The sequence below is a fragment of the Sphingobium sp. FG58 genome (assembly GCF_057809055.1).
In genome coordinates this window covers 1-21,332 of the sequence record NZ_JBMDJF010000029.1, presented here as the reverse complement: position 1 = coordinate 21,332, position 21,332 = coordinate 1, and the positions used below count along the sequence as shown (strand labels likewise).

The window sequence follows — 21,332 nt, the reverse complement described above, 5'->3', positions numbered from 1 at the left end:
GAGCGCCTGCATGGCATGCAGGAGGTCAGCGGTTCGATCCCGCTAGGCTCCACCAATTTCTTGCGCAATATTCCGCATAATCCTACATATCTGCCGGATGCCGCGCCGCGATCAGGGTCGTGTCATCAGGGGTGCATCTATGCGGGACGATTTGGCGGCATCAGTCGCAGCACAGGGCGATGATGACCGGATTCGGGCGATACTGGAACAAGTCTGCCAGACCACCGGCATGGGTTTCGCTGCGGTCGCCAGAGTGACCGAAGATCGCTGGATCGCCTGCCAGATCATCGACCGGATCGAGTTTGGCCTTGATCCCGGCGGGGAACTGGAAATCAAAAAGACCCTGTGCGACGATATCCGCCGCTGCGGCGAGGGCATTTATATCGATCATGTCGCGATGGACCAGGACTGGCGCACCCACCATGTCCCCATCTTCTACGGCTTTCAAAGCTATGCCTCGCTGCCCGTCATCCTGTCGGACGGCAGCTTCTACGGCACGCTCTGCGCTATCGACCCGCACCCCCGCTCGGTCAGCGGCCTGGCGGTCGTGGCGGCGATGCAGGATTATGCCCGTGCGATCGGCCTCATCCTGTCAGAAAAATAGCGCGACCGGTCAGGCGACCGACACGAAACTGTCCATCACCCGCTTGCGCCCGGCCGTTTCGAAATCAATCTCCAGCTTATTGCCTTCAATCTCCGCGACCCTGCCATAACCGAATTTCTGGTGGAACACCCGCAGCCCCAGCGCCATGTCGCTACGCCCCTTATTGCCGATCGACACCGCCGACGCGCGCGCCTCCACGATCCGCACGTGTTCCCGGCTGAACTGGCCCGACGATTGCGCCCGCTGCCATCCTGGCCCGCGTCCTTCGCCGCGCCCGACATGGGCGAACGGATCGTCCCGCTCCGACCAGTTGGCCCGCCACAGCGATGCCCCGCCGCTCATGCTGCTTTCCGCGTCGACATGCTCCGGCGGCAATTCGCCCACGAAGCGCGAGGGGATGCTGCTGGTCCACTGGCCATAGATACGCCGATTCGCCGCGTGCAAAATCGTGCAACGCTTGCGCGCCCGCGTGATCGCGACATAGGCCAGCCGCCTTTCCTCCTCCAGACTGTTGAGGCCGCCCTCGTCCAGCGCCCGCTGCGACGGGAAAATCCCTTCCTCCCAGCCGACCAGAAAGGTCGAATCAAACTCCAGCCCCTTGGCGGCATGGATCGTCATGATCGTGACCTTGCGCTCTTCCTGCTGCGCCTCATTGTCCATGACGAGGGAAACATGCTCCAGAAACGCCCCCAGCGTCTCATATTCCTCCATCGCGCGCGCCAGTTCGCCCAGATTCTCCAGCCGTCCCGCACTCTCGGTCGATCGCTCCGCCTGCAGCATCGCGGTATAGCCGCTCTCGTCCAATATCTGCCGCGCCAGTTCGGCATGGGGCAGGGTGGTCGCCCGGTCGCGCCAGCGCGCCAGATCGCCAACAAACGCGCCCAAGGATCGCCGCGCCTGCGGCGTCAACTCATCCGTATCCAGTATCCGCGCCGCCGCATGGACCAGCGGTATCCCCTCCGCCCGCGCCAGCCGGTGCAATTTCTCCACCGCCTTGTCGCCAAGGCCCCGCTTGGGGACATTGACGATCCGCTCGAACGCCAGATCGTCGGCGGGCTGATTGACCAGCCGCAAATAGGCCAGCGCATCGCGGATTTCCGCCCGCTCATAGAATCGGAAACCGCCCACGATGCGATATGGCATCCCGATCTGGATGAAGCGGTCCTCAAATTCGCGGGTCTGGTGCTGCGCCCGCACGAGTATCGCCACTTCGTCCAGCGATCCGCCGTCGCGCTGGATCGCCTCAATCTCCTCGCCGACCCGCCGCGCTTCCTCCGGCCCGTCCCAAATGCCGATGACGCGCACCTTTTCGCCCACGTCGATGTCGGTCCACAGCGTCTTGCCCAGCCGATTGCCATTCTCGGCAATCACCCCCGACGCCGCGCCCAAAATATGCGGGGTGGACCGGTAATTCTGTTCCAGCCTGATGATCTTCGCGCCCGGAAAATCCTTCTCGAACCGCAGGATATTGGCGACTTCCGCCCCGCGCCATGAATAGATGGACTGGTCGTCATCGCCCACGCAGCACAGATTCTTGCGCGTCTGCGCCAACAGCCGCAACCACAGATATTGGCTGCTATTGGTGTCCTGATATTCGTCCACCATGATATATTTGAACCGCTGCTGATAGCTTTCCAGCACGTCGCGATAGCTTTTCAATATCGTCAGAACATGTAGCAGCAAGTCCCCGAAATCGCAGGCATTCACCGCCCGCAACCGCGCCTGATAGGCGGCGTACAGCTTTTGCCCCTTGCCATTGGCATAGCCTTCGCTCTCACCCGCGCTGATGTCCTGCGGGGTCCAGCCCTTATTCTTCCACTGGTCGATCAGCCCGCCCAGTTGCCGCGCGGGCCAGCGCTTCTCGTCAATCCCCTCGGCCTGGATCAGCTGCTTCATCAGCCGCAACTGGTCGTCCGTATCCAGGATGGTGAAATTGGATTGCAGCCCGACCAGTTCGGCATGACGCCGCAGCATCTTGGCCGCGATGGCGTGGAACGTGCCCAGCCAGGGCATCCCCTCGACTGCCGGGCCGATCATCCGGCCCACCCGCTCGCGCATTTCCCGCGCGGCCTTGTTGGTGAAGGTGACGGAGAGGATTTCCGACGGCCAGGCCCGCTGCGTCGCGACCAGATGCGCCAGCCGCGCGGTCAGCGCCGCCGTCTTGCCCGTTCCCGCGCCCGCCAGCACCAGCACCGGCCCCTCGGTCGTCAGCACCGCCTCCCGCTGTGGCGGGTTCAGCCCCTTGATATAGTCGGGGTCGGACGGCGAAGGGGCTGGAAAGGTCATTGGCCTCAACTAGGCATGGGCAGGGGCGGGGGCAAGGCATCAGCCTTGCAGTGACGCGCCTTCTATGAGAACAAAAGGCGAATCATGCAAGGGAGGACGAATCATGGCGACGGGTAAATGCCAGTGCGGGGCGATCCGCTATGAAGCCAGCGGCGATCCCGCGCATAGCGCCATCTGCCACTGCGCCGATTGCCGCGCCAGTTCCGGCGCGCCGATGGTCGGCTGGGCCTTGTTTCAGCAGGATTCGGTAAAGATTGAAGGCACGCCGGTCGCCTATCAATCATCCGAAAATGCGACCCGCCACTTCTGCGGCACTTGCGGCACCGGGCTATTCTATACCAACCCGGTCGTATTCCCCGGCGGCATCGATATTCAGACGGCAACGCTGGACGATCAGTCCGCCTTCCCGCCCCAGGCGCACATCCAACTCGCCGACGCCCCGCCATGGGCAGCGACCGCCAACGACCTGCCAAAGTTCGATCGCTTCCCAGGCGAGTAAGGGGATTGAGAAAACCTCCCTCGTGACAAAAATTCATCATCCATAGATTTCTACGTCATCCCCGCGAAGGCGGGGATCCATCTCCCGACCTGAAATCAAGACGATAAGGTGGGAGATGGATTGCCTGCGGCGTACTAACGTTTCCCGCCTGCGCGGGAATGACCAAGTTTTATCGGGCATCCGAATTTTGCAAAGAGCCGCCAATGGTTGGTGCAGCCCGCAGGCGACACGCAGGGATGTCGTCCTCTCGATGACAGCACAACCCTTCCTTTCACGGTGCATCCGCCACGCTTCATCGCCGCTGCTGGAACGGACATGTCACGACTCCGGTTCTTCCCTCGCCGTTCCCCGCACAACGGGGCCGTGAGAAAAGAAGGAAAGGATATTCCCGATGAAGTCCATCATGCTGGCCAGTGCCGCGATGCTCAGTTTCACCACCGCCATTACAGGCGTAGCCGTCGCGCAGGAAACCCCGGCCCCGATGAGCCAGCCACCCGCTGGCGACATGGCTCCGCCCGCTGATCCCGCCGCGCCGTCACCTCCTGCCGACCCGGCTACCGCGGCTGATCCCAATGCAGGCCAGCCCACGGGCGCCGTTCCCGCCGATCCCGGCATGGCCCCAGCCCCGGCAGGCGTCCCGAATGATCCAGCCGCACCGGTCGGATCATCCTCCAACCCCGTCACCGTCGGCGGCAACATGACCCCGCCACCGGCTGAGGCGAAGGACTATCCGGTCTGCTCGAAAACCGTGCAGGACAGCTGCATCAATCCGGGCGAGGCGCGCAAGGCGCGTCGTCGCTAACTGAGGATTCCGGGCCGGGCAGGGCGGCGATGATCGCCGCTAGCCCGGCCCGGTCGCGGGTCGCATCGCTCAGGCTGTGCCGGTCCAGCACCGCCAGAAAAGCCGCCGTCGCCTGCCCCAATATGCCGGTCAGCCCGCAGGACGGACGGATCGCGCAGGCCGCACAGTCGGCCATTTTCATGTCCGGCTCGCTATGCCGGATCACCGCGCCGATACTGATCTCCTGCGGCGCGCGGGCCAGCGCAAATCCGCCACCCCGCCCGCGCTGGGTCGCAATGAAGCCGCCCTGCGCCAGGCCATGCACCACCTTCATCAGATGATTGCGCGACAGCCCATAGGCGTCGGCAATCTGCGCAATCGTCGCGCGCCCGTCCGGCGATGCCGCCAGATGGATCAGCACGCGCAGCGCATAGTCGGTGTGGCGGGTCAGTTGCATGGGCTTGTCCGTTAACGGCGCTACAGGCAGTGGAAAACATATATCCTGTTTACATCTTAAAAGATGCAAATTAGATACCGCTTATCGAGTCCATCGAAAGGCGTACATATGTCCAGCTCACTGTCGGCTTCCACCATCGCGATCGTCAAATCGACCGGTCCGGCCCTGCGCCAACATGGCGTCGCCATCACCACGGCCATGTACGCCAGACTGTTTCAGGACGCCGAAGTGAAGGCGATGTTCGATCAGGCTGCCCAGGCCAGCGGCGAACAGCCCAAGCGCCTGGCCGCCGCGATTCTGGGCTATGCGGAGAATATCGACAAGCTCGGCGCGCTCGACGGCGCGGTCGCCCGCATGGTCGCACGCCATGTCGAAACCGGGGTGAAGCCGGAACATTATCCCAAGGTCGCCGCCGCCCTGCTCCCCGCCATCCGGGAGGTATTGGGCGAAGATGTCGCGACCGACGCGGTGCTGGACGCCTGGGCGGAGGCTTACACCTTCCTTGCCAATATCCTGATCGCGAAGGAGACGGCGGCCTACGAAGCCGCCTGATCCACCGCCCGCAACAAGGTGATCCGCGCCTTGCCAGCGTCGCGCACGGCGTCGATGGCAAAGCCCTTCACCTCGACATCCTCGCGCCGGTCGGTCTCTATGCTGATCCAGGTCGCAGGCCCGGTCCAGCCCAGCCGCCCCAGCTTGTCGAGCGCGACCTGTCCGGCTCCCGTGCCATAGGGCGGATCCATGAAGATGAGGTCGAGCGGCTTGGGTGCGGACCCCAGCGACAACACGCTCGACGCCCGGATATCGGGCTTGATGCCCAGTCGCTCCGCATTGGCGCGGATCGAATCGATCGCTGCCTTGTCCTGCTCGACGAACAGGCAGGTCGCAGCGCCGCGCGAAAGTGCCTCAAACCCCAACGCCCCGGACCCGGCAAAGAAGTCGCCAACGGCCAAGCCCTCGAACGATCCGATCCGGCTGACCAGCATCGAAAACAGCGTCTCGCGGGTCCGGTCGGCGGTCGGTCGGGTCGCGTCACCCTTCGGCGCGGTCAGCGGGCGACCGCGCCATTGGCCGGATATGATCCTCATTTGCTGTCCTTCAGGCTGGCCTTGAACTGGACCAGGTCATGCTGGCGTATTTCCTCGACCGCGCCGGGCGGCAGGTCGCCCAGCAGGAACGGGCCGTAACTGGTGCGGATCAGCCGGTTGACCTGCAACCCCAGATGCTCCAGTACGCGCCGCACTTCGCGGTTCTTGCCTTCGGTCAAGGTCATTTCGATCCACTGGTTGCGCCCGGTGCGCCGCTCCAGATTGGCCTCGATCGGGCCATAGCGGACCCCCTCAATCTCGATCCCGTCGAACAGATCCTCCAGCTGCTGCTGGCTCACCTCGCCAAAGGCGCGCGCGCGATAGGTACGCGGCACGCCAGACGATGGCAGCTCCATCTGCCGTTTGAACCCGCCATCGGTGGTCAGCAACAACAGACCTTCGGTCGTCATGTCCAGCCGCCCGATCGGCATGACCCGCGGCAGATCGGCGGGCAGCTTGTCATAGATGGTAGGCCGCCCGGCGGGGTCGCGCTCGGTCGTCAGGAAGCCGGAAGGCTTGTGGAACAGGAACAGCCGGGCAGGCGGCGGCGCGGCAATCGCCACGCCATCGACCGCCACGCCATAGAGCGAGGCCAGCAAGGTCGCGGGCGTTTCGACCGCCACGCCATTCAGCGTCACGCGCCCTTCCTCGATCATCCGCTCGACCTCGCGCCGCGAAGCGACACCGGCCCGCGCCAGCAGCTTGGCGATGCGCTGCGGCTCGCCCTTGCCATCGCTGGTCGCGGCGGCGCGCGCGGGATGCGGGTTGGCGGGCGTTTTGGCCCCGGCACCCGGCTTCTTGAAACCGGGCTTGCGGCCCCACGGCTTGGCGTTGGCAGCGGGACCGGCCTTGCCCTCAGCCGGCTTGCCAAAGCGCGGCTTGCCATCAGGCGTCCGACCAGGCCCACCCGCACCGGGGCCAGAGGGGCGTTTGGGGCCGCCGGGGCCAGCCCTGCGGGGCGGTCCAGATTTTTTCGGCGGTTCCAAGGGCGGATTCCTTTTCGTGGGCACTGGCCCTTCCCATATGACAGGAAAGCCAGCAACAGGCTGAACGGTGCCGTCCCGGCGCTTGGATGAGGGCGGTGTGGCATCCGCCCGGCAACCCGGCGCGGGGGCGCGGCGTTTGATCGGTGGGCATGGCGGAAACAGGGCGGATCGGCAAATGTTTTTCGGGTTGGTGAAGGGCGAAGGCGCGCGCACCGGACGTCGCAAGGCGATCCGCACCGTGCTGGTGGTGGAGGATGAACCCCTCGTCGCCTTCGACAATGAACATGCGCTCGAACAGGCCGGATATCGTATCGCCGCGACCGTGGACGATTACAGCCACGCTATCGCTGTCATCGACGGCGGCGGGGTCGATCTGGTGATCGCCGATGTCAGCCTGAAAGGCGACCGCAGCGGCATCGACGTGGCCCGCCATGCCGCGACGAAGGGACTGCCGGTGCTGTTCGTCACCGGCGCCTGCCCGATCGACGCCCGCGCGTTGGCATATGGCTGCCTCGCCAAGCCCTATGCCCCACGCGATCTGATCGCGGCGATCGGCGTCATCGACGCTCTGCTGCGCGGCGCCCGCCGCCCGCGGCTGCCCGTTGGCCTCACCCTGTTCGACACGCCTGATTGATCCCACAAGGCTTGCCAGCACCGCGTCAGGCCATATGGTGGCGCGCAACAGACGCCTTCGGGGGACGCGCACTATCATGACCGACGCCACAACCGGCACGAACAGCTGGCTTAATGCGGTAAAGCCCTATGCCCAGAAAGCCCCGCTGGCGGCCTTCTTCCTGGGCGTGTCGTCGGGCTTTCCCTTTGCGATGATCGGCGCGACGCTGACCACCCGCCTCGCGCAGGACGGCATCGACAAGAAGGCGGTCACCGCCTTCACCCTCGCATTCCTGGTCTATAATCTCAAATGGCTCTGGGCCTGGGTGGTCGACGGCGTCCGGCTGCCGATCATCGGTCGACTGGGCCAGCGTGTCTCCTGGCTACTCCTTGCAGGCGTGCTGGTGATGGCGGCGGTCGCCAATCTGGCATTGGTCGATCCCACCAGCAGCCTGATCCAGACCGCCTATGCCGCCATATTGGTCGGCATTGCGGGCGCGACCTTCGACATTGTGATCGACGCCTATCGCATCGAATTGCTTAAGCCCGAACAGCTCGGCGTCGGGTCGGGCATGTCCCAATATGGCTGGCGCATCGGATCGGTCGCGGCGGGTGCGCTGGCGCTGGTGCTGGCGGCGCGGATCGGGTGGGAAGGCGCCTATCTCGCCTGCGCCATCTTCGCCTTGCCCGCCATGCTGACCGGCCTGCTACTTGGCGAACCGGAACGTCATCGCGACCCGCTGGCACGACGCGGACTGGGCGAAGTCTGGCAGTCGATCGCCGGACCGTTGGTGGAGTTCTTCCAGCGCAAGGGCGCGCTGCTCGTGCTGCTGTTCATCCTGCTACACAAGATCGGCGACACGCTGGCGAACCTGACCTTCCGCCTGCTGTTCGACGATATGGGCTATAGCAATGACGAGATCGCCATTTACGACATCGGCATCGGCTTCTGGGCCTATCTGATCGGCATATTCGTCGGCGGCATCCTCTACGCGCGGATCGGCATGAAGCGATCGGTGCTGCTCAGCCTGATCCTGATGGGCGTATCGAACTTCGCCTTCGCGGCACTGGCGGCGCTGGGCAAGAGCAATTGGGGCATGGCCGGCGCGATCGGGTTCGAGAATTTCGCCAGCGGCATCGGCGGCGTCACCGTCGTCGCTTATTTCTCCGCCCTGTGCGACCTGCGCTTCACCGCGACCCAATATGCGCTGATCTCTGCCGCCGCCAGCATCGTTGGCCGTTTCCTGACCGGGACGACGGCGGGCGGGCTGATCGAGCAATTCGGCTATGTCGATTTCTATCTGCTCACGACGGCAGCGGCAGTGCCGGGCATTATCCTGTTCTGGCTGATGATGCGCGCTGGTCTGATCGACGCCAGCGTCGGCAGCGCCGCCACCGATCCGGGCGATCACCCCTCGCCATAAAGCTCCAGCGGTCGGCCCAGGTCCGCATGGGCCTGCGCCACCGCCTGCAAACAGGTCAGCGCGCCCAGCGCACGATCATTGCCCAGCAACCGGCTCACATGCTTATAGGCGCTATTGGGATCACGCAGCGCGTCGCCGGTCGCTTGCATCATCAGTGCCTCGTCCGCCGTCATCCGCGCGCAGCAGCAGGGCGCGACCAATATCTTGCGGCTCGACGCGCGGGCCAGTTCCAGCATCATCGCCCGCATCAGCACCAGCGGCCTACGATAGCTGCGCCCGAACGCGCCCAGCATCGCATTGGCGGCATGGGCGTCATTGACGCCCGCGCTCGCCATCCGCCGCATCACGAACAGGAACAGCCGGTTGCCATAGCCCGACGGCATCGGCCGGGGCAGGTCGTCGAGGGAGGAAGTCTCTCCATGTGCCATGATGTTACGCCTTCTGCGGTGGTCTGGTTTCCGCAGGTTAAGCTATTGCGAGTCAATCGCAAGTAGAATCAGTCAGGCAGTTGATCGTTCAACCGCAAAATTTCACCCGCCAGATAAAGCGACCCTCCAATCAACAGCTTGGGCGCCCGTTCTCCCAACGCCGCAATGGCGCGGATTGCAGCGGTCGGTTCCTCATGCGCGGTGCCGCCGATGCCCCAGCGCGTCGCGATCGCCGCGAATCGATCGGCCTCATGATGCTCATGCCCCGGCACCGGCAGGGCATGGATATGCGCGATCCGCCCGGCGAAGGGGGACAGAAACGCATCGACATCCTTGTTGGCAAGCATCCCGATCACCAGCTGGAGCTTCTGCCCCTCCAGCCGATCGCTGGTGAAGAAGGCGCTGATCGCCTCTCCCGCACCGGCATTATGCCCGCCGTCGAGCCAGGCGGTGGTCGCATCGGGTAGGGGGGCGAGCAGGGGACCATGATCGAGCCGCTGGAGCCGCGCAGGCCAATGCGCCCAGAGCGGCGCGGCCTTGAGCGCGGCTTCGGTCAGCGGCACCGCGTGCTGATGCCGCAACATCGCAAAGGCCAGCGCCGCATTCTGTACCTGATGCGCGCCCGCCAGCCGGGGCAGGGGCGTATCGAGCCGCCCCTGTTCGTCGCGATAATGGAGCCGATCGCGATAGGCGGCTGCGTCCCAGCCATCGCCCTGACCGATCCAGCTGGTCCGCGCACGGGCGACCGCGTCCATCATCACCGGAAACAGCGATTCGGCGTAACGTTGGGTGACCAGCGGCGCGCCCGGCTTGGCGATCCCGGCCTTCTCCGCCGCAATGGCCGCCAGCGTGTCGCCCAGGAAAGCCTGATGGTCGATGCCCAGTTGCGCGATGCCGCACACCACCGGATTGGCGATGACATTGGTGGCGTCCAGCCGTCCGCCAAGGCCAACCTCTATGATGCAGGCATCGGCCGGATGCTCGGCAAAGGCCAGGAACGCGGCAGCGGTCGTGACCTCGAAGAAGCTGGCGTCAACGCCCTCGGCAATATCCAGCACCCGCTCCAGATAGCGCGCCAGCACATCGTCGCTGATCAGCTGGCCCGCCACCCGGATACGCTCGTTAAAGCGGACCAGATGGGGGGAGGTAAAGACGTGGACGCTTTTGCCATCCGCTTCCATCGCCGCGCGCAGGAAGGCGCAGGTCGATCCCTTGCCGTTGGTCCCCGCGACATGAAACACGGGCGGCAGCGCGCGGTGCGGATTGCCTAGTCGGTCGAGCAGCGTCGTGATCCGCTCCAGCCCCAATATGTCGGCACCGGGGGACAGCGACCACAGCCGGTCGAGTTGCGCCTGCACCGCCGGATGATCCGATACCGCGTGATCGGCCATGCGCCCCGTCCCCCTATATGCGTGATGTCAGGCGGCGGCCCGTGGTGTCAGATAGTCGATCACCCGTGCCAGCGTGTCGCGCAATTCGGCGCGATGGACGACCATGTCGATCATGCCATGGTCGAGCAGATATTCGGCGCGCTGGAATCCTTCGGGCAGCTTTTCACGGATCGTGCTTTCGATCACCCGCTGCCCGGCAAAGCCGATCAGCGCATTGGGCTCGGAAATCTGGATATCGCCCAGCATCGCATAGCTGGCGGTCACGCCCCCGGTGGTCGGATCGGTCAGCACGACGATATAGGGCAGGCCCGCCCCGTGCAGCTTCTGGATCGCCACGGTCGCACGCGGCATCTGCATGAGGGAAAGGATACCCTCCTGCATCCGCGCGCCGCCCGCCGCGGTGAAGATGACATAGGGGCATTTATGCGCGATCGCATCATTGACGCCCTGGATGAAGGCCGCGCCCACGCCCATACCCATGGACCCGCCCATGAAGGCGAAATTCTGTACGCCCATCACCAGCGGCACATTGTCGATCGCGCCACGCGCGTTGATCAGCGCGTCATGATCGCCGGTCGCCAGCCGCGCCGCCTTGATCCGGTCGGGGTAACGCTTGCTGTCGCGGAATTTCAGCGGATCTTCCTGCACATGCGGCGTAGGCAACAGAATGAAACCGGCGTCCAATATATGCTCGAACCGCTCCGACGGCCCGATGCGGCCATGATGGTCGCAACGCGGGCAAACGGACAGATTTTCTTCCCATTCCTTGATGAAGATCATCTCCGAACAGGATGGGCATTTGTGCCACAGCGTCTCTGCGGTCTGCTCCTTCTTGGCGATGAAGGGGATGGCCTTGCGAACGCGGTTGATCCAGCTCATGCGGCGGTTTCCCGTGAATGGACGGTGAGCGCACCGCTCAGGGCGGCGACGAATTGCTGAACGAAGGGCGCGGCGGCATCGCCATGCGACCCGACCAGATCGACGATCGCGGAACCGACGACGACGCCATCGGCAATGCGCCCGATCGCGGCGGCCTGCTCTGGCGTGCGAACGCCAAAGCCGACAGCGATCGGCAGGTCGGTGGCGGCCTTCAGCTTCTGGACGGCCAGCTCGATATTGGCCTGCGCTGCCTGCTGCTTGCCGGTGATCCCCGCGACAGAGACATGGTAGAGGAAGCCGCTGGCCCCCTCCAGCACGGCGGGCAGCCGCTTGGCGTCGGTCGTAGGCGTCGCCAGCCGCACCAGATGAATGCCCGCACCACGCAGTGCCGGGCCAAGCTCGGCATCTTCCTCCGGCGGCACATCGACGCAGATGACGCCATCGACGCCCGCAGCCTTGCACTGATCGGCAAACCAGTCGGACCCGCGCACCAGCATGGGATTGGCATAGCCCATCAGCACCAGCGGCGTATCGGGATGGCGGGCGCGGAAATCGGCGGCAATCGCAAAGATATGCGCCGTTTTCGTGCCGGACCCCAGACTGCGCAGATTGGCCAGTTCGATCGCGGGACCATCGGCCATCGGATCGGTAAAGGGCATCCCCAACTCGATAATGTCCGCGCCACCTTCGACCAGCGCGTCGAGAATGGCGGGGGTTGCCGCAACGGTCGGATCACCGGCGGTCACGAAGGTAATCAACGCCGCGCGGCCCTGTGCCTTGCAGGCGGCGAAGCGGGTGGCCATCCGGTCAGTCATTTTGAGCAATCCATTGCCGTCCCACCACTGCAATCGAACCGATCAAGCAGGGGACAATTAAATAAGCAGCATAATGCTTCCACGCACTCGGTGAACAAGTCTGGTCGTCGAGCAGGACAAATGCGATCCACAAAACAACGATCACGAGGAGAGATAACGCCACGCTCTTCTCGAACTTATCAGGCTGCGTGTTATTGAGCGTCACGAAGCCGAACGCCAATGCGGCAATCCCAAAGCCCAACGCAATTAGAATAGCGGTTTCTTGCGGCTCAATCAGATGATCTGCGCCATAATATCGTGAGCTACATGACATTGTTATCAGGGAAGCCACGATCCAATAAACGATAAATGCTGCTAAACCGCCCACGAGGGTGGCGCCGCCGATGCGCTCGCGGCTCACATCTCCGCTCCCAGGGCGTCGGCCACGGTAAAAATATCCTTGTCTCCCCGGCCGGACAGGTTGACGACGATGATCTTGTCCGCATCCATGGTCGGCGCAACCTGCTCCGCAGCGGCAATGGCATGGGCGGATTCTAGCGCAGGGATGATCCCCTCCAGCGCCGACAGCTTCTGGAAACTGGCCAGCGCTTCATCATCGGTGATCGGCATATATTGCACCCGCCCGATTTCGTGCAACCAGCTATGCTCAGGCCCGATGCCCGGATAATCCAGCCCCGCCGAAATGCTGTGCGCCTCGGTAATCTGGCCGTCCTCATCCTGAAGCAGATAGGTGCGGTTGCCGTGCAATATGCCCGACGCGCCGCCCGCCAGCGACGCGGCGTGCTTGCCGGTCAGCCCTTCGCCCGCCGCTTCGACGCCGATCATCGCGACGTCCGTGTCGTCCAGAAAGGGATGGAACATGCCGATGGCGTTGGAGCCGCCGCCGACCGGGGCGATCAGCATGTCGGGCAGGCGACCTTCGGCCTCCATCATCTGCGTTTTGATTTCCTTGCCGATGATCGACTGAAAATCGCGCACCAGTTCGGGGTAGGGGTGCGGGCCTGCCGCCGTGCCGATGATGTAGAATGTGTCATGCACGTTCGACACCCAATGGCGCAGCGCGTCGTTCATCGAATCTTTCAGCGTTGCCGAGCCGGACGTCACCGGAATGACCTCCGCCCCCAGCAGCTTCATGCGGAACACATTGGGCTTCTGCCGTTCGACATCCTTGGCGCCCATGAAAATCTTGCATTCCATGCCGAACAAGGCAGCGACAGTGGCGGTCGCGACGCCATGCTGGCCAGCGCCGGTTTCCGCGATCACCTTCTTCTTGCCCATGCGGCGGGCGAGCAGCGCCTGCCCGATGCAATTATTGATCTTGTGCGCGCCGGTATGGTTCAACTCCTCGCGCTTCAGATAGATTTTCGCGCCCTTGCCCGCCGGTGCGCCCTCGCGCAGCGCCTCGGTCAGCCGCGCCGCATAATAAAGCGGGTTGGGGCGGCCGACATATTGCTTGAGGAGATAATTATATTCTTCCTCGAACGCCGGATCGTCCTTCGCGGCGCGATAGACTTTCTCCAGTTCCAGGATCAGCGGCATCAATGTTTCGGCGACATAGCGGCCGCCAAACTGGCCGAAATGGCCACTGGCGTCGGGCTGGCTGCGCAGGCTGTTGGGCAAGCTAATGGTGTCGGTCATGATCGTTTCAGTCTCTTGGGTCAAAATGGGCGTTCGCTTCGGATGGGGGAAGCGATCAGCGCCATCGTGTCCCGATGCGCGCGACAAAGGCGGGCGGCGTCAACATTGCGAAACCGCTTTGCAGAAGGTGATGATCTTGTCCATATCCTTGATGCCCGGCGCGCTTTCCACGCCCGACGAAACGTCGATCAGTGGCGCGCAGGTGATGCGCACCGCCTCGGCGACATTGTCCACCGACAGGCCACCCGAAAGCCCCCATGGTCCCGGCACCGCCACGCCGCGCAGCAACGTCCAGTCGAACCGCAGCCCCATGCCGCCGGGCAGTACCGCGCCATCGGGCGTCTTGGCGTCGAACAGCAGCCGGTCGACCGCACCAGCATAGGCATTGGCAGCGTCGATATCCGCGCGGGTCTTGACCGAAATCGCCTTCCACACCGACAGGCCGAAACGATGGCGAATGGCGGCGGCCCGCTGCGCGCTCTCCTTGCCATGAAGTTGCAGCGCGGTCAGCGCGCCGGTCGCGACCAGTTCGTCCAGCAACTCGTCGGTCGGATCGACCACCACGCCGACCCGCTCGACATGAGCGGGGGCGATGGCGGCCAGCGCCCTGATCTGGGCGGCATCGACATGGCGCGGGCTTTTGGGAAAATGGACAAAGCCGATATGGCTCGCCCCCGCGCGCACGGCGGCGCCCACCGTATCGGCGGTCGAAAGGCCGCAAATCTTGATCGCGAGTCGGGACATGGCAGAGGCTTTAGCCGTGATACCGCGCGAAGTCACATGACCGGAGGGGCATTGGCGGGCAGAATCGGGGGCATGTGGCCCGGCTGGGTCAGGTCCATATCATGCAGGGCCAGCCACTGGTCGGCATGGTCGATACAGGCCCTGCCCAGAAACCGGTCGAGCGTCGCGACTATGTCTGCGTCACTGTCGATGCGCGGATCGAGCGGGGGATGCCAGTGCAGGTCGAAATGGGGGCCATCGGTGCGGGCTAGATAGAAGGGCAGGAATTTTGCCCCCACCTTGCGCGCCAGCCGCAGCGCGACCGACAGATTGCCCGACGGTGCCAGTTCGCGCCCGAATGTCGGGAACCAGACTTGAAACTCGCGCCGTTCGTCCACCAAGATATAGAGCGTCGCCCGATCCTTCTGGGTCAGATGCTTGAACACGCCGCGCGCCGCGCCTTCGCCGCTGATCGCTTCCCCCATATAGCTTTGCCGCGCCTTCTTGAGCAGTGCGGCCTGCCCCGGATTGTCCGGCGGATCGTAAATGCCCAGCCCCGGCCGGTCGGTCGACGCCTTGATATGCGCGGCCAACAAATCCCAGTTCCCGGTATGAACCGTCAGGCTGATCATCGGCCCCGGCCCATCGAGGACGGCCTGATACCCCGCCCGGTCGATGACGTTCACATGCCCTTCGTTCACCAGCCGGTCGATATTGGCGAGTTCACCCAACGTCCGCCCGATATTGAACCAGCGCCGGGTCAACATCGCCTCCTGCTCCGCTTGCGGGAGGTCCGGGCGCAGGACCGCCAGATTGGCGCGGGCGCGGGCGTCGCGCAGCTTCATGCGAGGCCTTGCAAAGGTTACCGACAGCCAGCCACCCAGCCAGGAGGCGATGCTTGCGGGCAAAAGCCGCAGCAGGGCGAAGAGAAAGGGGTTGGAGAGCATGGGGATAGCGTCATACAGAAGCAGCCGGGACGGTAAAGGGGCGCTGGCATAACATGCTGTGGCTATGGATATTGCTTCAGGGGCTAAGCCTGCTGGGCGTCGTCAATTACTGGCGTCACCTGCCGACGGACCGCAAGATCGAGACGCCCGACGGCGTGGTCATGCTGCTGTCGGTGCGTGATGATTGGGACGGCGGGCCGGACCTGATCGCCCGGTTGAAAGCCCAGACCGCGCGCTTCCGCCTGTTGATCGCGACATCGGGTGCGTGCGCAGCCGCCGATGCGCTGGCTGCGCGCGAAGGCGAGTGGGTGCAGATCGTCCATGCTGGCGAGGCCAGCGACGAAGGCCAGAAAGTCCACAAACTGCGCGCCGCGCTGCGGGCATTGCGAGCGGACGATCGCTATGTCCTGTTCATTGACGCCGACATTGAACCGCCCACCCGGCTGGTCGGGCGGCTGCTGTTTCCGCTGGTCCGGGGCAAGGCGGACATCGTTACCGGCTATCGTATGCTCCTGCCCGAACGCGGGCCGATGCTGGCGCTGGTCGGCGCGGTCGAGATGCAACTGGCGACACTCCCGCGCTTCGCCAGCGCGACCATGCCATGGGGCGGCGCGATGGCGCTGACACGGGAGGTGGCCGACCGGCTGGACCTCGAGCGGGCGATGGCCGGGCGACTGTCCGATGACATGGCGATCGGTCTGGCGGGCTGGCGCGCGAAGATGCGGTTGCGTCCCGCGCGCGACCTGCTCGTCGCCAGTCCGTTGGCAGGCAATGCCGCGCAGGTATTGGGCTTTGGCGTCAGGCAATATCGGCATATCATCACCAACAGCCCCGGCATGTGGGCGCTGGCGACTTTGGTCGTCGCGGTGCAGGCGGCGGCATGGGTCTGGGCGCTGGTCTGGGGCGGCTGGGCGATCATCATGATCGGCTATGGCGCGGCCTGGGGGCGGGCGCTGGCGCGACGGGCGATCCTCGCCAGTGTGCTGGAACCGGATCAGGCCAGCCGCGCGCGCCGTTCGCTCTGGTGGGATTGCATCGCCCCCTTCGCGGTCAGCTGGGCGCATCTCATTGTACAACTCGCCGCCGCCACATCATCGCGCATCCGTTGGGGCGGATGGGATTATTGGGTCAGGCGCGGACTGGTCGTGCGGATGAAGCGGATGGATCAAAAACCCGCCGGGAACTGATGCAGGCCATCGTCGCCGATCCGCAACACTACTTTGCCTGCGACCGCACTTAACGGCAGCTCGCCATAGAGATGCGGGAACAAGGCACCGCCGCGCGACTCTTCCCATCTGATCGCATCGCCGAACGGCGCGAGATCGACCATCAGCATCACCAGCCGGTCCTGCCCGGCAAAATGCTTCGCTGCCGTCTCCGCCGCCTGATCGCGGGTCGACATATGGATATAGCCATCGGCCAGATCGACCGGCGCGCCCGCAAACACGCCGTCGGCCTTCAACTGCGCATATTGGTCCGCCGTCAATATCTTGTAGGCGAACAGATCGCTCATGCCTCGACGGCCGCTTCGGTCTCGCCCTCGTCGCTTTCCTCGATCCGCGCGGCGCTGACGACATGCTCGTCCTTGGCCACGTCGAACAGGCGCACGCCCGCCGAATTGCGGCCGATGACGCGCAGGCTGTCGAGACCCATGCGGATCAGCTTGGCCTGATCGGTCACCAGCATCAACTGGTCGCCATGGGTTGCGGCAAAGCTGCCGACGACTGGGCCATTGCGACCGATATTGTCGATATTGGTAATGCCCTGGCCACCGCGTCCCGTGCGACGATAATCATAGGCCGACGACAGCTTGCCATAGCCATTGGCGCAGACGGTCAGGATGAACTGCTCATGCTCACGCATATGGGCGAACATCGCCTGATCGGCCATTTCCCCTTCTTTTTCCGGCTTCCACGGGGCGAAGCGCAGATATTCCTCGCGCTGCTCCTGATTGGCACCCGAACGATGCAGGATGGACAGGGAAATGACTTCATCGTCGCTCTTCAGCGTCATGCCCCGCACGCCGGTCGAGGTGCGGCTCTGGAACTCGCGCACATCGGTCGCGGCAAAGCGGATCGCCTTGCCCTGACGGGTGGCAAGCAGCACGTCATCTTCCTCGGTCAGCAGCGCGACGCCGATCAGCCGGTCCTCGCTACCCTCGTCGAAACGCATCGCCAGCTTGCCGTTGCTCGGTACATTGGCGAAGGCGTCCATGCTGTTGCGGCGCACGGTTCCGTTCGCTGTCGCGAACATGACGTGCAAATCCTTCCAGCTATCCTCATCTTCGGGCAGCGGCAGGACGGTACGGATGGTTTCGCCGGCCGCAAGCGGCAGCAGGTTGACCATCGGCCGTCCCCGCGTCGCTGGCCCACCTTCAGGCAGGCGCCATACTTTCAGGCGATAGACTTTGCCCGCGGTTGAGAAGAACAGCACCGGCGTATGGGTCGAGGTCACGAACAACTCGGTGATCGCGTCCTCATCCTTGGTCGCCATGCCCGACCGGCCCTTGCCGCCCCGCGCCTGCGCGCGGAAGCTCTCCAGCGGGGTGCGCTTGATATAGCCCTGCACCGTGACGGTGACGACCATATCCTCGCGCTCGATCAGATCCTCATCCTCGATCCCGTCGGCAGCGGCGGTGATTTCGGACAGGCGAGGGGTGGCGAACTCGCGCTCGATCGCCTCAAACTCTTCGCGCATGACGGCATAGAGTTTGACCCGGTCGCCCAGGATCGCGAGATATTCAGCGATCGCGTCGGCCAGTTCGGCCAGTTCCTTGCCGATTTCGTCGCGGCCCAACGCCGTCAGGCGATGCAGGCGCAGGTCCAGGATGGCGCGGACCTGAAGGTCGGACAATTTGTAGAAGTCACCCGAAACTTCGATGTCGATCGCCTCGACCAGCCGGATATAGGGCGCGATCTCGCCGATCGGCCATTCGCGCGTCAGCAGCTTTTCGCGCGCTTCGGCGGGGCTGGACGATCCGCGGATGATGCGGACCATCTCGTCGAGATTGCTGACCGCAACGACCAGACCCAGCAAGATATGCGCCCGGTCGCGCGCCTTGTTCAGCTCGAACTTGGTGCGGCGGGTGATCACCTCTTCGCGGAACTTGACGAAGGCCTCGATGATATCGCGCAGGTTCAGCAATTCCGGGCGGCCACCACGGATCGCCAGCATGTTCGCCGGGAAGCTCGATTGCGCGGGCGTGTTGCGCCACAACTGGTTCAGCACGACTTCGGGGGTCGCGTCGCGCTTCAGGTCCATGACGATCCGCACGCCTTCGCGGCTGGATTCGTCGCGAATGTCGCTGATCCCCTCGATCCGCTTTTCCTTGGCGGCTTCGGCGATCTTTTCAACGAGGCCGTTCTTCCCGACCTGATAGGGGATGGCGGTCAGCACGATGGATTCGCGATCACCGCGCCCGCTCTCGATGACATGGCGCGACCGCATCATGATCGAGCCGCGGCCGGTGTGATAGGCGCTACGGGCGCCCGACTGGCCCAGGATCAGCGGCGCGGTCGGGAAATCGGGACCGGGGACGATCTGGATCAGTTCGTCGATGGTGATGCCGGTATTGTCGATATAGGCCAGGCAAGCACGGATGACTTCGCCCAGATTGTGCGGCGGAATATTGGTCGCCATGCCGACCGCGATGCCGCCCGCGCCATTGACAAGCAGGTTGGGGAAGCGCGCGGGCAGCACCTGCGGTTCGCTTTCCGAAGCGTCATAGTTGGGCGTGAAATCGACCGTATCCTTGTCGAGATCCTCCAGCAGCGCATTGGCGACCTTGGCCAGCCGCGCTTCGGTGTAGCGCATCGCGGCTGGCGGATCCGGGTCCATCGAACCGAAGTTCCCCTGACCGTCGATCAACGGCACGCGCATCGACCAGTCCTGCGTCATGCGGGCCAATGCGTCGTAGATCGAGCTGTCGCCATGGGGGTGATATTTACCCATGACTTCGCCGACCAGACGCGCCGATTTGCGATAGGGGCGGTTATAGACGAAGCCCGATTCCTGGGCGGAAAAGAGAATGCGGCGATGCACCGGTTTCAACCCGTCGCGCACGTCCGGCAGGGCGCGGGACACGATGACGGACATGGCATAGTCGAGATAGCTCGCCTTCATCTCGTCTACGATGCTGACGGGGCTGATGTCCGAAGGGTCGGCGAGGCTGGTCTCGTCGTTCAAGGCGATTCTCTTTTTTGGATGGAATGTGTTTCTGCGTTCGCACTAGCCGAGCGAAACAAATCTGTCACCCCTCGCGCGCTCACGCGCGCGCCCGCACGTGCAGACAAACAGGGCAGGGGGCAGGGCAGGGGATGATGACTGGTGCGCGCGGAACGAAGCGTGCGCATGACAGTTGCAAAATCCGCCGATATAGGCTTGTTCAATGGCCATTCACGCGCCGCCCCCTAATCGGCGCACAACAGCTTTACAGTCGCTCATGGCTTCCCCGGCCCGGCGCAAAAAGGAGATGAGGATCATGCGTTTTGTTACCCCGGTGGCGCTCGTGCTGGCTCTGGCAGTAAGCGGCGGCGCGATCACCGCCCCCGCCTTTGCCGCGAAGAAGGAAGAGAAGAAGGCCGGACCCAAGCTCAACGTCTCGCCCGAAGTCATCAAGGCGCTCCAGGTGGCGCAAAAGGCCGCCGAAGCGCAGGATTTCGCCGGTGCCAAGGCAGCGCTGGCCGATGCTGACACCAAGGCTGTGAGCAATGACGACAAATATCAGATTGGCGCAATCAAGCTGAACACCTCGATCACCAGCAAGGACACCGCGCTGCAAGGTGAGGCATTGGCCCAGATGCTCGACAGCGGCCTGACTCCGCCAGAACAGGCGGGCCAGTTCAACGCGGTCGCTGCCGAACAGGCGATGGGCGCCAAAAATTATGATCTGGCGATCAAGCGCGGCCAGGCAGCGCTGGCGGCGGGTTACAAGCCCGAAGCGGTCAATCCGACCCTCGCTCAGGCCTATTTCGGCAAGGCAGGCACGGGTAATGCGTCGGTCGAGCCAGCGCGCGGTTTCAACGTTCAGGGGCTTGCCGCACTCAAGGCTGCGGCTGACGCCTTGAAGGCTGCCGGGCAGCAAGTACCGGCCCAATGGTATCAGATCGGCGTTGGCCGGGCCGAAGCGGCCAAGCTGCCCGAAGTGACCGAATGGGCGAAGATGGCCTATCAGGCAGAGCCGAGCGGCACGAATTTGCGTACGCTGGTGCGGCTGTTCCAGCGCGCCAATCCGACCATCACGAATCGCGAAAATCTCGACGTGCTGCGCCTCCTGTCGGCGTCCGGTGGTCTGGTTGTTGCCGGTGACTTTGTCGAATATGCCGAAATGGCGTCCAAGACCGGCATTTATGGTGAGGTCAAATCCTCGATCGACCTGGGTCGTTCGAAGGGCGTGCTGAACGCCAGCCAGGGTGGCGATCTCTACCAGACCGCAACGAGCCGTATCGCTGGCGACAAGGGCTCGCTGGGAGCCGCGGAAGCCGATGCGAAGAAGGCCGCCAACGGCAAGATCGCCGCGGCAACGGCTGACGCCTATCTGGGCTATGGCGACTATGCCAAGGCGGCTGCGATGTTCGAACTGGCCAAGCAGAAGGGCGGCGTCGACGCGGATGAGATCAACACGCGCATGGGCATCGCGAAGCTGATGAGCGGCGACAATGCGGCGGCCAAGGCGGCGTTTGAAGCGGTGCAGGGCGGCGCGCGCAAGCAGATTGCCGGTTTGTGGCTAGCCTATCTGGGTACCAAGGGCGCCTGACACGTTGCGTGCCGTCGCC

22 protein-coding genes are annotated in these 21,332 nt (G+C 64.0%); 8 read left to right on the top strand and 14 right to left on the bottom strand.

Going from position 1 to position 21,332, the window contains the following annotated elements:
- Positions 1 to 139: 139 nt before the first annotated feature.
- Positions 140 to 604, top strand: coding sequence for a GAF domain-containing protein (locus tag ACODR8_RS18880; protein WP_489008685.1), 465 nt, complete (start codon positions 140 to 142; stop codon positions 602 to 604).
- Between the two features lie 9 nt (positions 605 to 613).
- Here ACODR8_RS18880 and ACODR8_RS18875 read toward each other — a convergent pair whose 3' ends face one another.
- On the bottom strand, positions 614 to 2,890 hold the full coding sequence (locus tag ACODR8_RS18875) for an ATP-dependent helicase (RefSeq protein WP_489008684.1): 2,277 nt from the start codon (positions 2,888 to 2,890) through the stop codon (positions 614 to 616).
- A 103-nt stretch (positions 2,891 to 2,993) separates the two neighbouring features.
- On the opposite strand from ACODR8_RS18875, the gene ACODR8_RS18870 reads away from it, so the two are divergent.
- Positions 2,994 to 3,389 (top strand): GFA family protein, encoded by a 396-nt coding sequence (locus ACODR8_RS18870; protein ID WP_489008683.1) that lies wholly within the window; start codon positions 2,994 to 2,996, stop codon positions 3,387 to 3,389.
- 391 nt (positions 3,390 to 3,780) lie between these two features.
- Positions 3,781 to 4,191 carry a Fe-S oxidoreductase gene (locus ACODR8_RS18865; RefSeq protein ID WP_489008682.1) on the top strand — a complete coding sequence of 137 codons (411 nt, stop codon included), beginning with the start codon at positions 3,781 to 3,783 and terminating at the stop codon, positions 4,189 to 4,191.
- Here ACODR8_RS18865 and ACODR8_RS18860 read toward each other — a convergent pair.
- Positions 4,154 to 4,627 carry an RrF2 family transcriptional regulator gene (locus ACODR8_RS18860; RefSeq protein ID WP_489008681.1) on the bottom strand — a complete coding sequence of 158 codons (474 nt, stop codon included), beginning with the start codon at positions 4,625 to 4,627 and terminating at the stop codon, positions 4,154 to 4,156. The two genes, ACODR8_RS18865 and ACODR8_RS18860, sit on opposite strands and share 38 nt — an antisense overlap.
- Positions 4,628 to 4,735: 108 nt before the next feature.
- On the opposite strand from ACODR8_RS18860, the gene ACODR8_RS18855 reads away from it, so the two are divergent.
- A complete protein-coding gene (locus ACODR8_RS18855) occupies positions 4,736 to 5,179 on the top strand; it encodes a globin domain-containing protein (protein ID WP_489008680.1) in 444 nt (147 codons plus the stop codon).
- On the opposite strand, the gene rsmD is transcribed toward ACODR8_RS18855, so the two are convergent.
- On the bottom strand, positions 5,164 to 5,715 hold the full coding sequence (gene rsmD / locus ACODR8_RS18850; protein ID WP_489008679.1) for a 16S rRNA (guanine(966)-N(2))-methyltransferase RsmD: 552 nt from the start codon (positions 5,713 to 5,715) through the stop codon (positions 5,164 to 5,166). The genes ACODR8_RS18855 and rsmD overlap by 16 nt on opposite strands.
- Positions 5,712 to 6,701: a pseudouridine synthase gene (locus ACODR8_RS18845; RefSeq protein WP_489008678.1), complete on the bottom strand. Its 990-nt coding sequence runs from the start codon at positions 6,699 to 6,701 to the stop codon at positions 5,712 to 5,714. The genes rsmD and ACODR8_RS18845 overlap by 4 nt, the downstream gene beginning before the upstream one ends.
- A gap of 175 nt (positions 6,702 to 6,876) precedes the next feature.
- On the opposite strand from ACODR8_RS18845, the gene ACODR8_RS18840 reads away from it, so the two are divergent.
- Together ACODR8_RS18840 and ACODR8_RS18835 are read left to right on the top strand one after the other, a co-directional pair.
- Positions 6,877 to 7,335, top strand: coding sequence for a response regulator (locus ACODR8_RS18840; protein WP_489008677.1), 459 nt, complete (start codon positions 6,877 to 6,879; stop codon positions 7,333 to 7,335).
- A gap of 76 nt (positions 7,336 to 7,411) precedes the next feature.
- Complete coding sequence (locus tag ACODR8_RS18835; protein ID WP_489008676.1) at positions 7,412 to 8,737, top strand: AmpG family muropeptide MFS transporter; 1,326 nt, start codon at positions 7,412 to 7,414, stop codon at positions 8,735 to 8,737.
- Here ACODR8_RS18835 and ACODR8_RS18830 read toward each other — a convergent pair.
- The 8 genes from ACODR8_RS18830 to ACODR8_RS18795 form a co-directional block, all read right to left on the bottom strand.
- A complete protein-coding gene (locus ACODR8_RS18830; protein ID WP_489008675.1) occupies positions 8,722 to 9,165 on the bottom strand; it encodes a DUF6628 family protein in 444 nt (147 codons plus the stop codon). The two genes, ACODR8_RS18835 and ACODR8_RS18830, sit on opposite strands and share 16 nt — an antisense overlap.
- 68 nt (positions 9,166 to 9,233) lie before the next feature.
- Positions 9,234 to 10,556, bottom strand: a complete 1,323-nt coding sequence (locus ACODR8_RS18825; RefSeq protein WP_489008674.1) for a bifunctional folylpolyglutamate synthase/dihydrofolate synthase — start codon at positions 10,554 to 10,556, stop codon at positions 9,234 to 9,236.
- A gap of 27 nt (positions 10,557 to 10,583) precedes the next feature.
- Positions 10,584 to 11,435, bottom strand: coding sequence for an acetyl-CoA carboxylase, carboxyltransferase subunit beta (gene accD, locus ACODR8_RS18820; protein ID WP_489008673.1), 852 nt, complete (start codon positions 11,433 to 11,435; stop codon positions 10,584 to 10,586).
- A complete protein-coding gene (trpA, locus tag ACODR8_RS18815; protein ID WP_489008672.1) occupies positions 11,432 to 12,250 on the bottom strand; it encodes a tryptophan synthase subunit alpha in 819 nt (272 codons plus the stop codon). The genes accD and trpA overlap by 4 nt, the downstream gene beginning before the upstream one ends.
- Positions 12,243 to 12,650 carry a hypothetical protein gene (locus ACODR8_RS18810; RefSeq protein ID WP_489008671.1) on the bottom strand — a complete coding sequence of 136 codons (408 nt, stop codon included), beginning with the start codon at positions 12,648 to 12,650 and terminating at the stop codon, positions 12,243 to 12,245. The genes trpA and ACODR8_RS18810 overlap by 8 nt, the downstream gene beginning before the upstream one ends.
- On the bottom strand, positions 12,647 to 13,888 hold the full coding sequence (gene trpB, locus ACODR8_RS18805) for a tryptophan synthase subunit beta (protein WP_489008670.1): 1,242 nt from the start codon (positions 13,886 to 13,888) through the stop codon (positions 12,647 to 12,649). Before trpB ends, ACODR8_RS18810 begins: the two co-directional genes overlap by 4 nt.
- 99 nt (positions 13,889 to 13,987) lie before the next feature.
- On the bottom strand, positions 13,988 to 14,632 hold the full coding sequence (locus tag ACODR8_RS18800) for a phosphoribosylanthranilate isomerase (protein ID WP_489008669.1): 645 nt from the start codon (positions 14,630 to 14,632) through the stop codon (positions 13,988 to 13,990).
- A gap of 32 nt (positions 14,633 to 14,664) precedes the next feature.
- Positions 14,665 to 15,558 (bottom strand): lysophospholipid acyltransferase family protein, encoded by an 894-nt coding sequence (locus ACODR8_RS18795; protein ID WP_489008668.1) that lies wholly within the window; start codon positions 15,556 to 15,558, stop codon positions 14,665 to 14,667.
- A 53-nt stretch (positions 15,559 to 15,611) separates the two neighbouring features.
- Between ACODR8_RS18795 and ACODR8_RS18790 the strand changes: the two genes are divergently transcribed.
- The gene (locus ACODR8_RS18790) at positions 15,612 to 16,745 is read left to right on the top strand and encodes a glycosyltransferase family protein (RefSeq protein ID WP_489008667.1); all 1,134 of its coding nucleotides are present in this window, start codon (positions 15,612 to 15,614) and stop codon (positions 16,743 to 16,745) included.
- Here the strand turns inward: ACODR8_RS18790 and ACODR8_RS18785 are convergent.
- Together ACODR8_RS18785 and gyrA are read right to left on the bottom strand one after the other, a co-directional pair.
- Complete coding sequence (locus ACODR8_RS18785) at positions 16,724 to 17,071, bottom strand: DUF952 domain-containing protein (RefSeq protein WP_489008666.1); 348 nt, start codon at positions 17,069 to 17,071, stop codon at positions 16,724 to 16,726. The two genes, ACODR8_RS18790 and ACODR8_RS18785, sit on opposite strands and share 22 nt — an antisense overlap.
- Positions 17,068 to 19,743, bottom strand: coding sequence for a DNA gyrase subunit A (gene gyrA / locus ACODR8_RS18780; RefSeq protein WP_489008665.1), 2,676 nt, complete (start codon positions 19,741 to 19,743; stop codon positions 17,068 to 17,070). The genes ACODR8_RS18785 and gyrA overlap by 4 nt, the downstream gene beginning before the upstream one ends.
- Positions 19,744 to 20,038: 295 nt before the next feature.
- Between gyrA and ACODR8_RS18775 the strand changes: the two genes are divergently transcribed.
- Complete coding sequence (locus ACODR8_RS18775) at positions 20,039 to 21,313, top strand: hypothetical protein (protein WP_489008664.1); 1,275 nt, start codon at positions 20,039 to 20,041, stop codon at positions 21,311 to 21,313.
- Positions 21,314 to 21,332 lie beyond the last annotated feature (19 nt).

Excerpts from the sequence above, each read along its gene's own strand:
- ACODR8_RS18860 (WP_489008681.1), bottom strand. The coding sequence starts at position 4,627 with ATGCAACTGACCCGCCACACCGACTATGCGCTGCGCGTGCTGATCCAT.
- ACODR8_RS18835 (WP_489008676.1), top strand. The coding sequence starts at position 7,412 with ATGACCGACGCCACAACCGGCACGAACAGCTGGCTTAATGCGGTAAAG.
- ACODR8_RS18855 (WP_489008680.1), top strand. The coding sequence starts at position 4,736 with ATGTCCAGCTCACTGTCGGCTTCCACCATCGCGATCGTCAAATCGACC.
- ACODR8_RS18825 (WP_489008674.1), bottom strand. The coding sequence starts at position 10,556 with ATGGCCGATCACGCGGTATCGGATCATCCGGCGGTGCAGGCGCAACTC.
- ACODR8_RS18790 (WP_489008667.1), top strand. The coding sequence starts at position 15,612 with ATGCTGTGGCTATGGATATTGCTTCAGGGGCTAAGCCTGCTGGGCGTC.
- ACODR8_RS18775 (WP_489008664.1), top strand. The coding sequence starts at position 20,039 with ATGCGTTTTGTTACCCCGGTGGCGCTCGTGCTGGCTCTGGCAGTAAGC.
- ACODR8_RS18865 (WP_489008682.1), top strand. The coding sequence starts at position 3,781 with ATGAAGTCCATCATGCTGGCCAGTGCCGCGATGCTCAGTTTCACCACC.
- accD (WP_489008673.1), bottom strand. The coding sequence starts at position 11,435 with ATGAGCTGGATCAACCGCGTTCGCAAGGCCATCCCCTTCATCGCCAAG.
- ACODR8_RS18800 (WP_489008669.1), bottom strand. The coding sequence starts at position 14,632 with ATGTCCCGACTCGCGATCAAGATTTGCGGCCTTTCGACCGCCGATACG.
- ACODR8_RS18875 (WP_489008684.1), bottom strand. The coding sequence starts at position 2,890 with ATGACCTTTCCAGCCCCTTCGCCGTCCGACCCCGACTATATCAAGGGG.
- ACODR8_RS18870 (WP_489008683.1), top strand. The coding sequence starts at position 2,994 with ATGGCGACGGGTAAATGCCAGTGCGGGGCGATCCGCTATGAAGCCAGC.
- ACODR8_RS18880 (WP_489008685.1), top strand. The coding sequence starts at position 140 with ATGCGGGACGATTTGGCGGCATCAGTCGCAGCACAGGGCGATGATGAC.
- ACODR8_RS18795 (WP_489008668.1), bottom strand. The coding sequence starts at position 15,558 with ATGCTCTCCAACCCCTTTCTCTTCGCCCTGCTGCGGCTTTTGCCCGCA.
- ACODR8_RS18840 (WP_489008677.1), top strand. The coding sequence starts at position 6,877 with ATGTTTTTCGGGTTGGTGAAGGGCGAAGGCGCGCGCACCGGACGTCGC.
- ACODR8_RS18830 (WP_489008675.1), bottom strand. The coding sequence starts at position 9,165 with ATGGCACATGGAGAGACTTCCTCCCTCGACGACCTGCCCCGGCCGATG.
- rsmD (WP_489008679.1), bottom strand. The coding sequence starts at position 5,715 with ATGAGGATCATATCCGGCCAATGGCGCGGTCGCCCGCTGACCGCGCCG.
- trpA (WP_489008672.1), bottom strand. The coding sequence starts at position 12,250 with ATGACTGACCGGATGGCCACCCGCTTCGCCGCCTGCAAGGCACAGGGC.
- ACODR8_RS18785 (WP_489008666.1), bottom strand. The coding sequence starts at position 17,071 with ATGAGCGATCTGTTCGCCTACAAGATATTGACGGCGGACCAATATGCG.
- trpB (WP_489008670.1), bottom strand. The coding sequence starts at position 13,888 with ATGACCGACACCATTAGCTTGCCCAACAGCCTGCGCAGCCAGCCCGAC.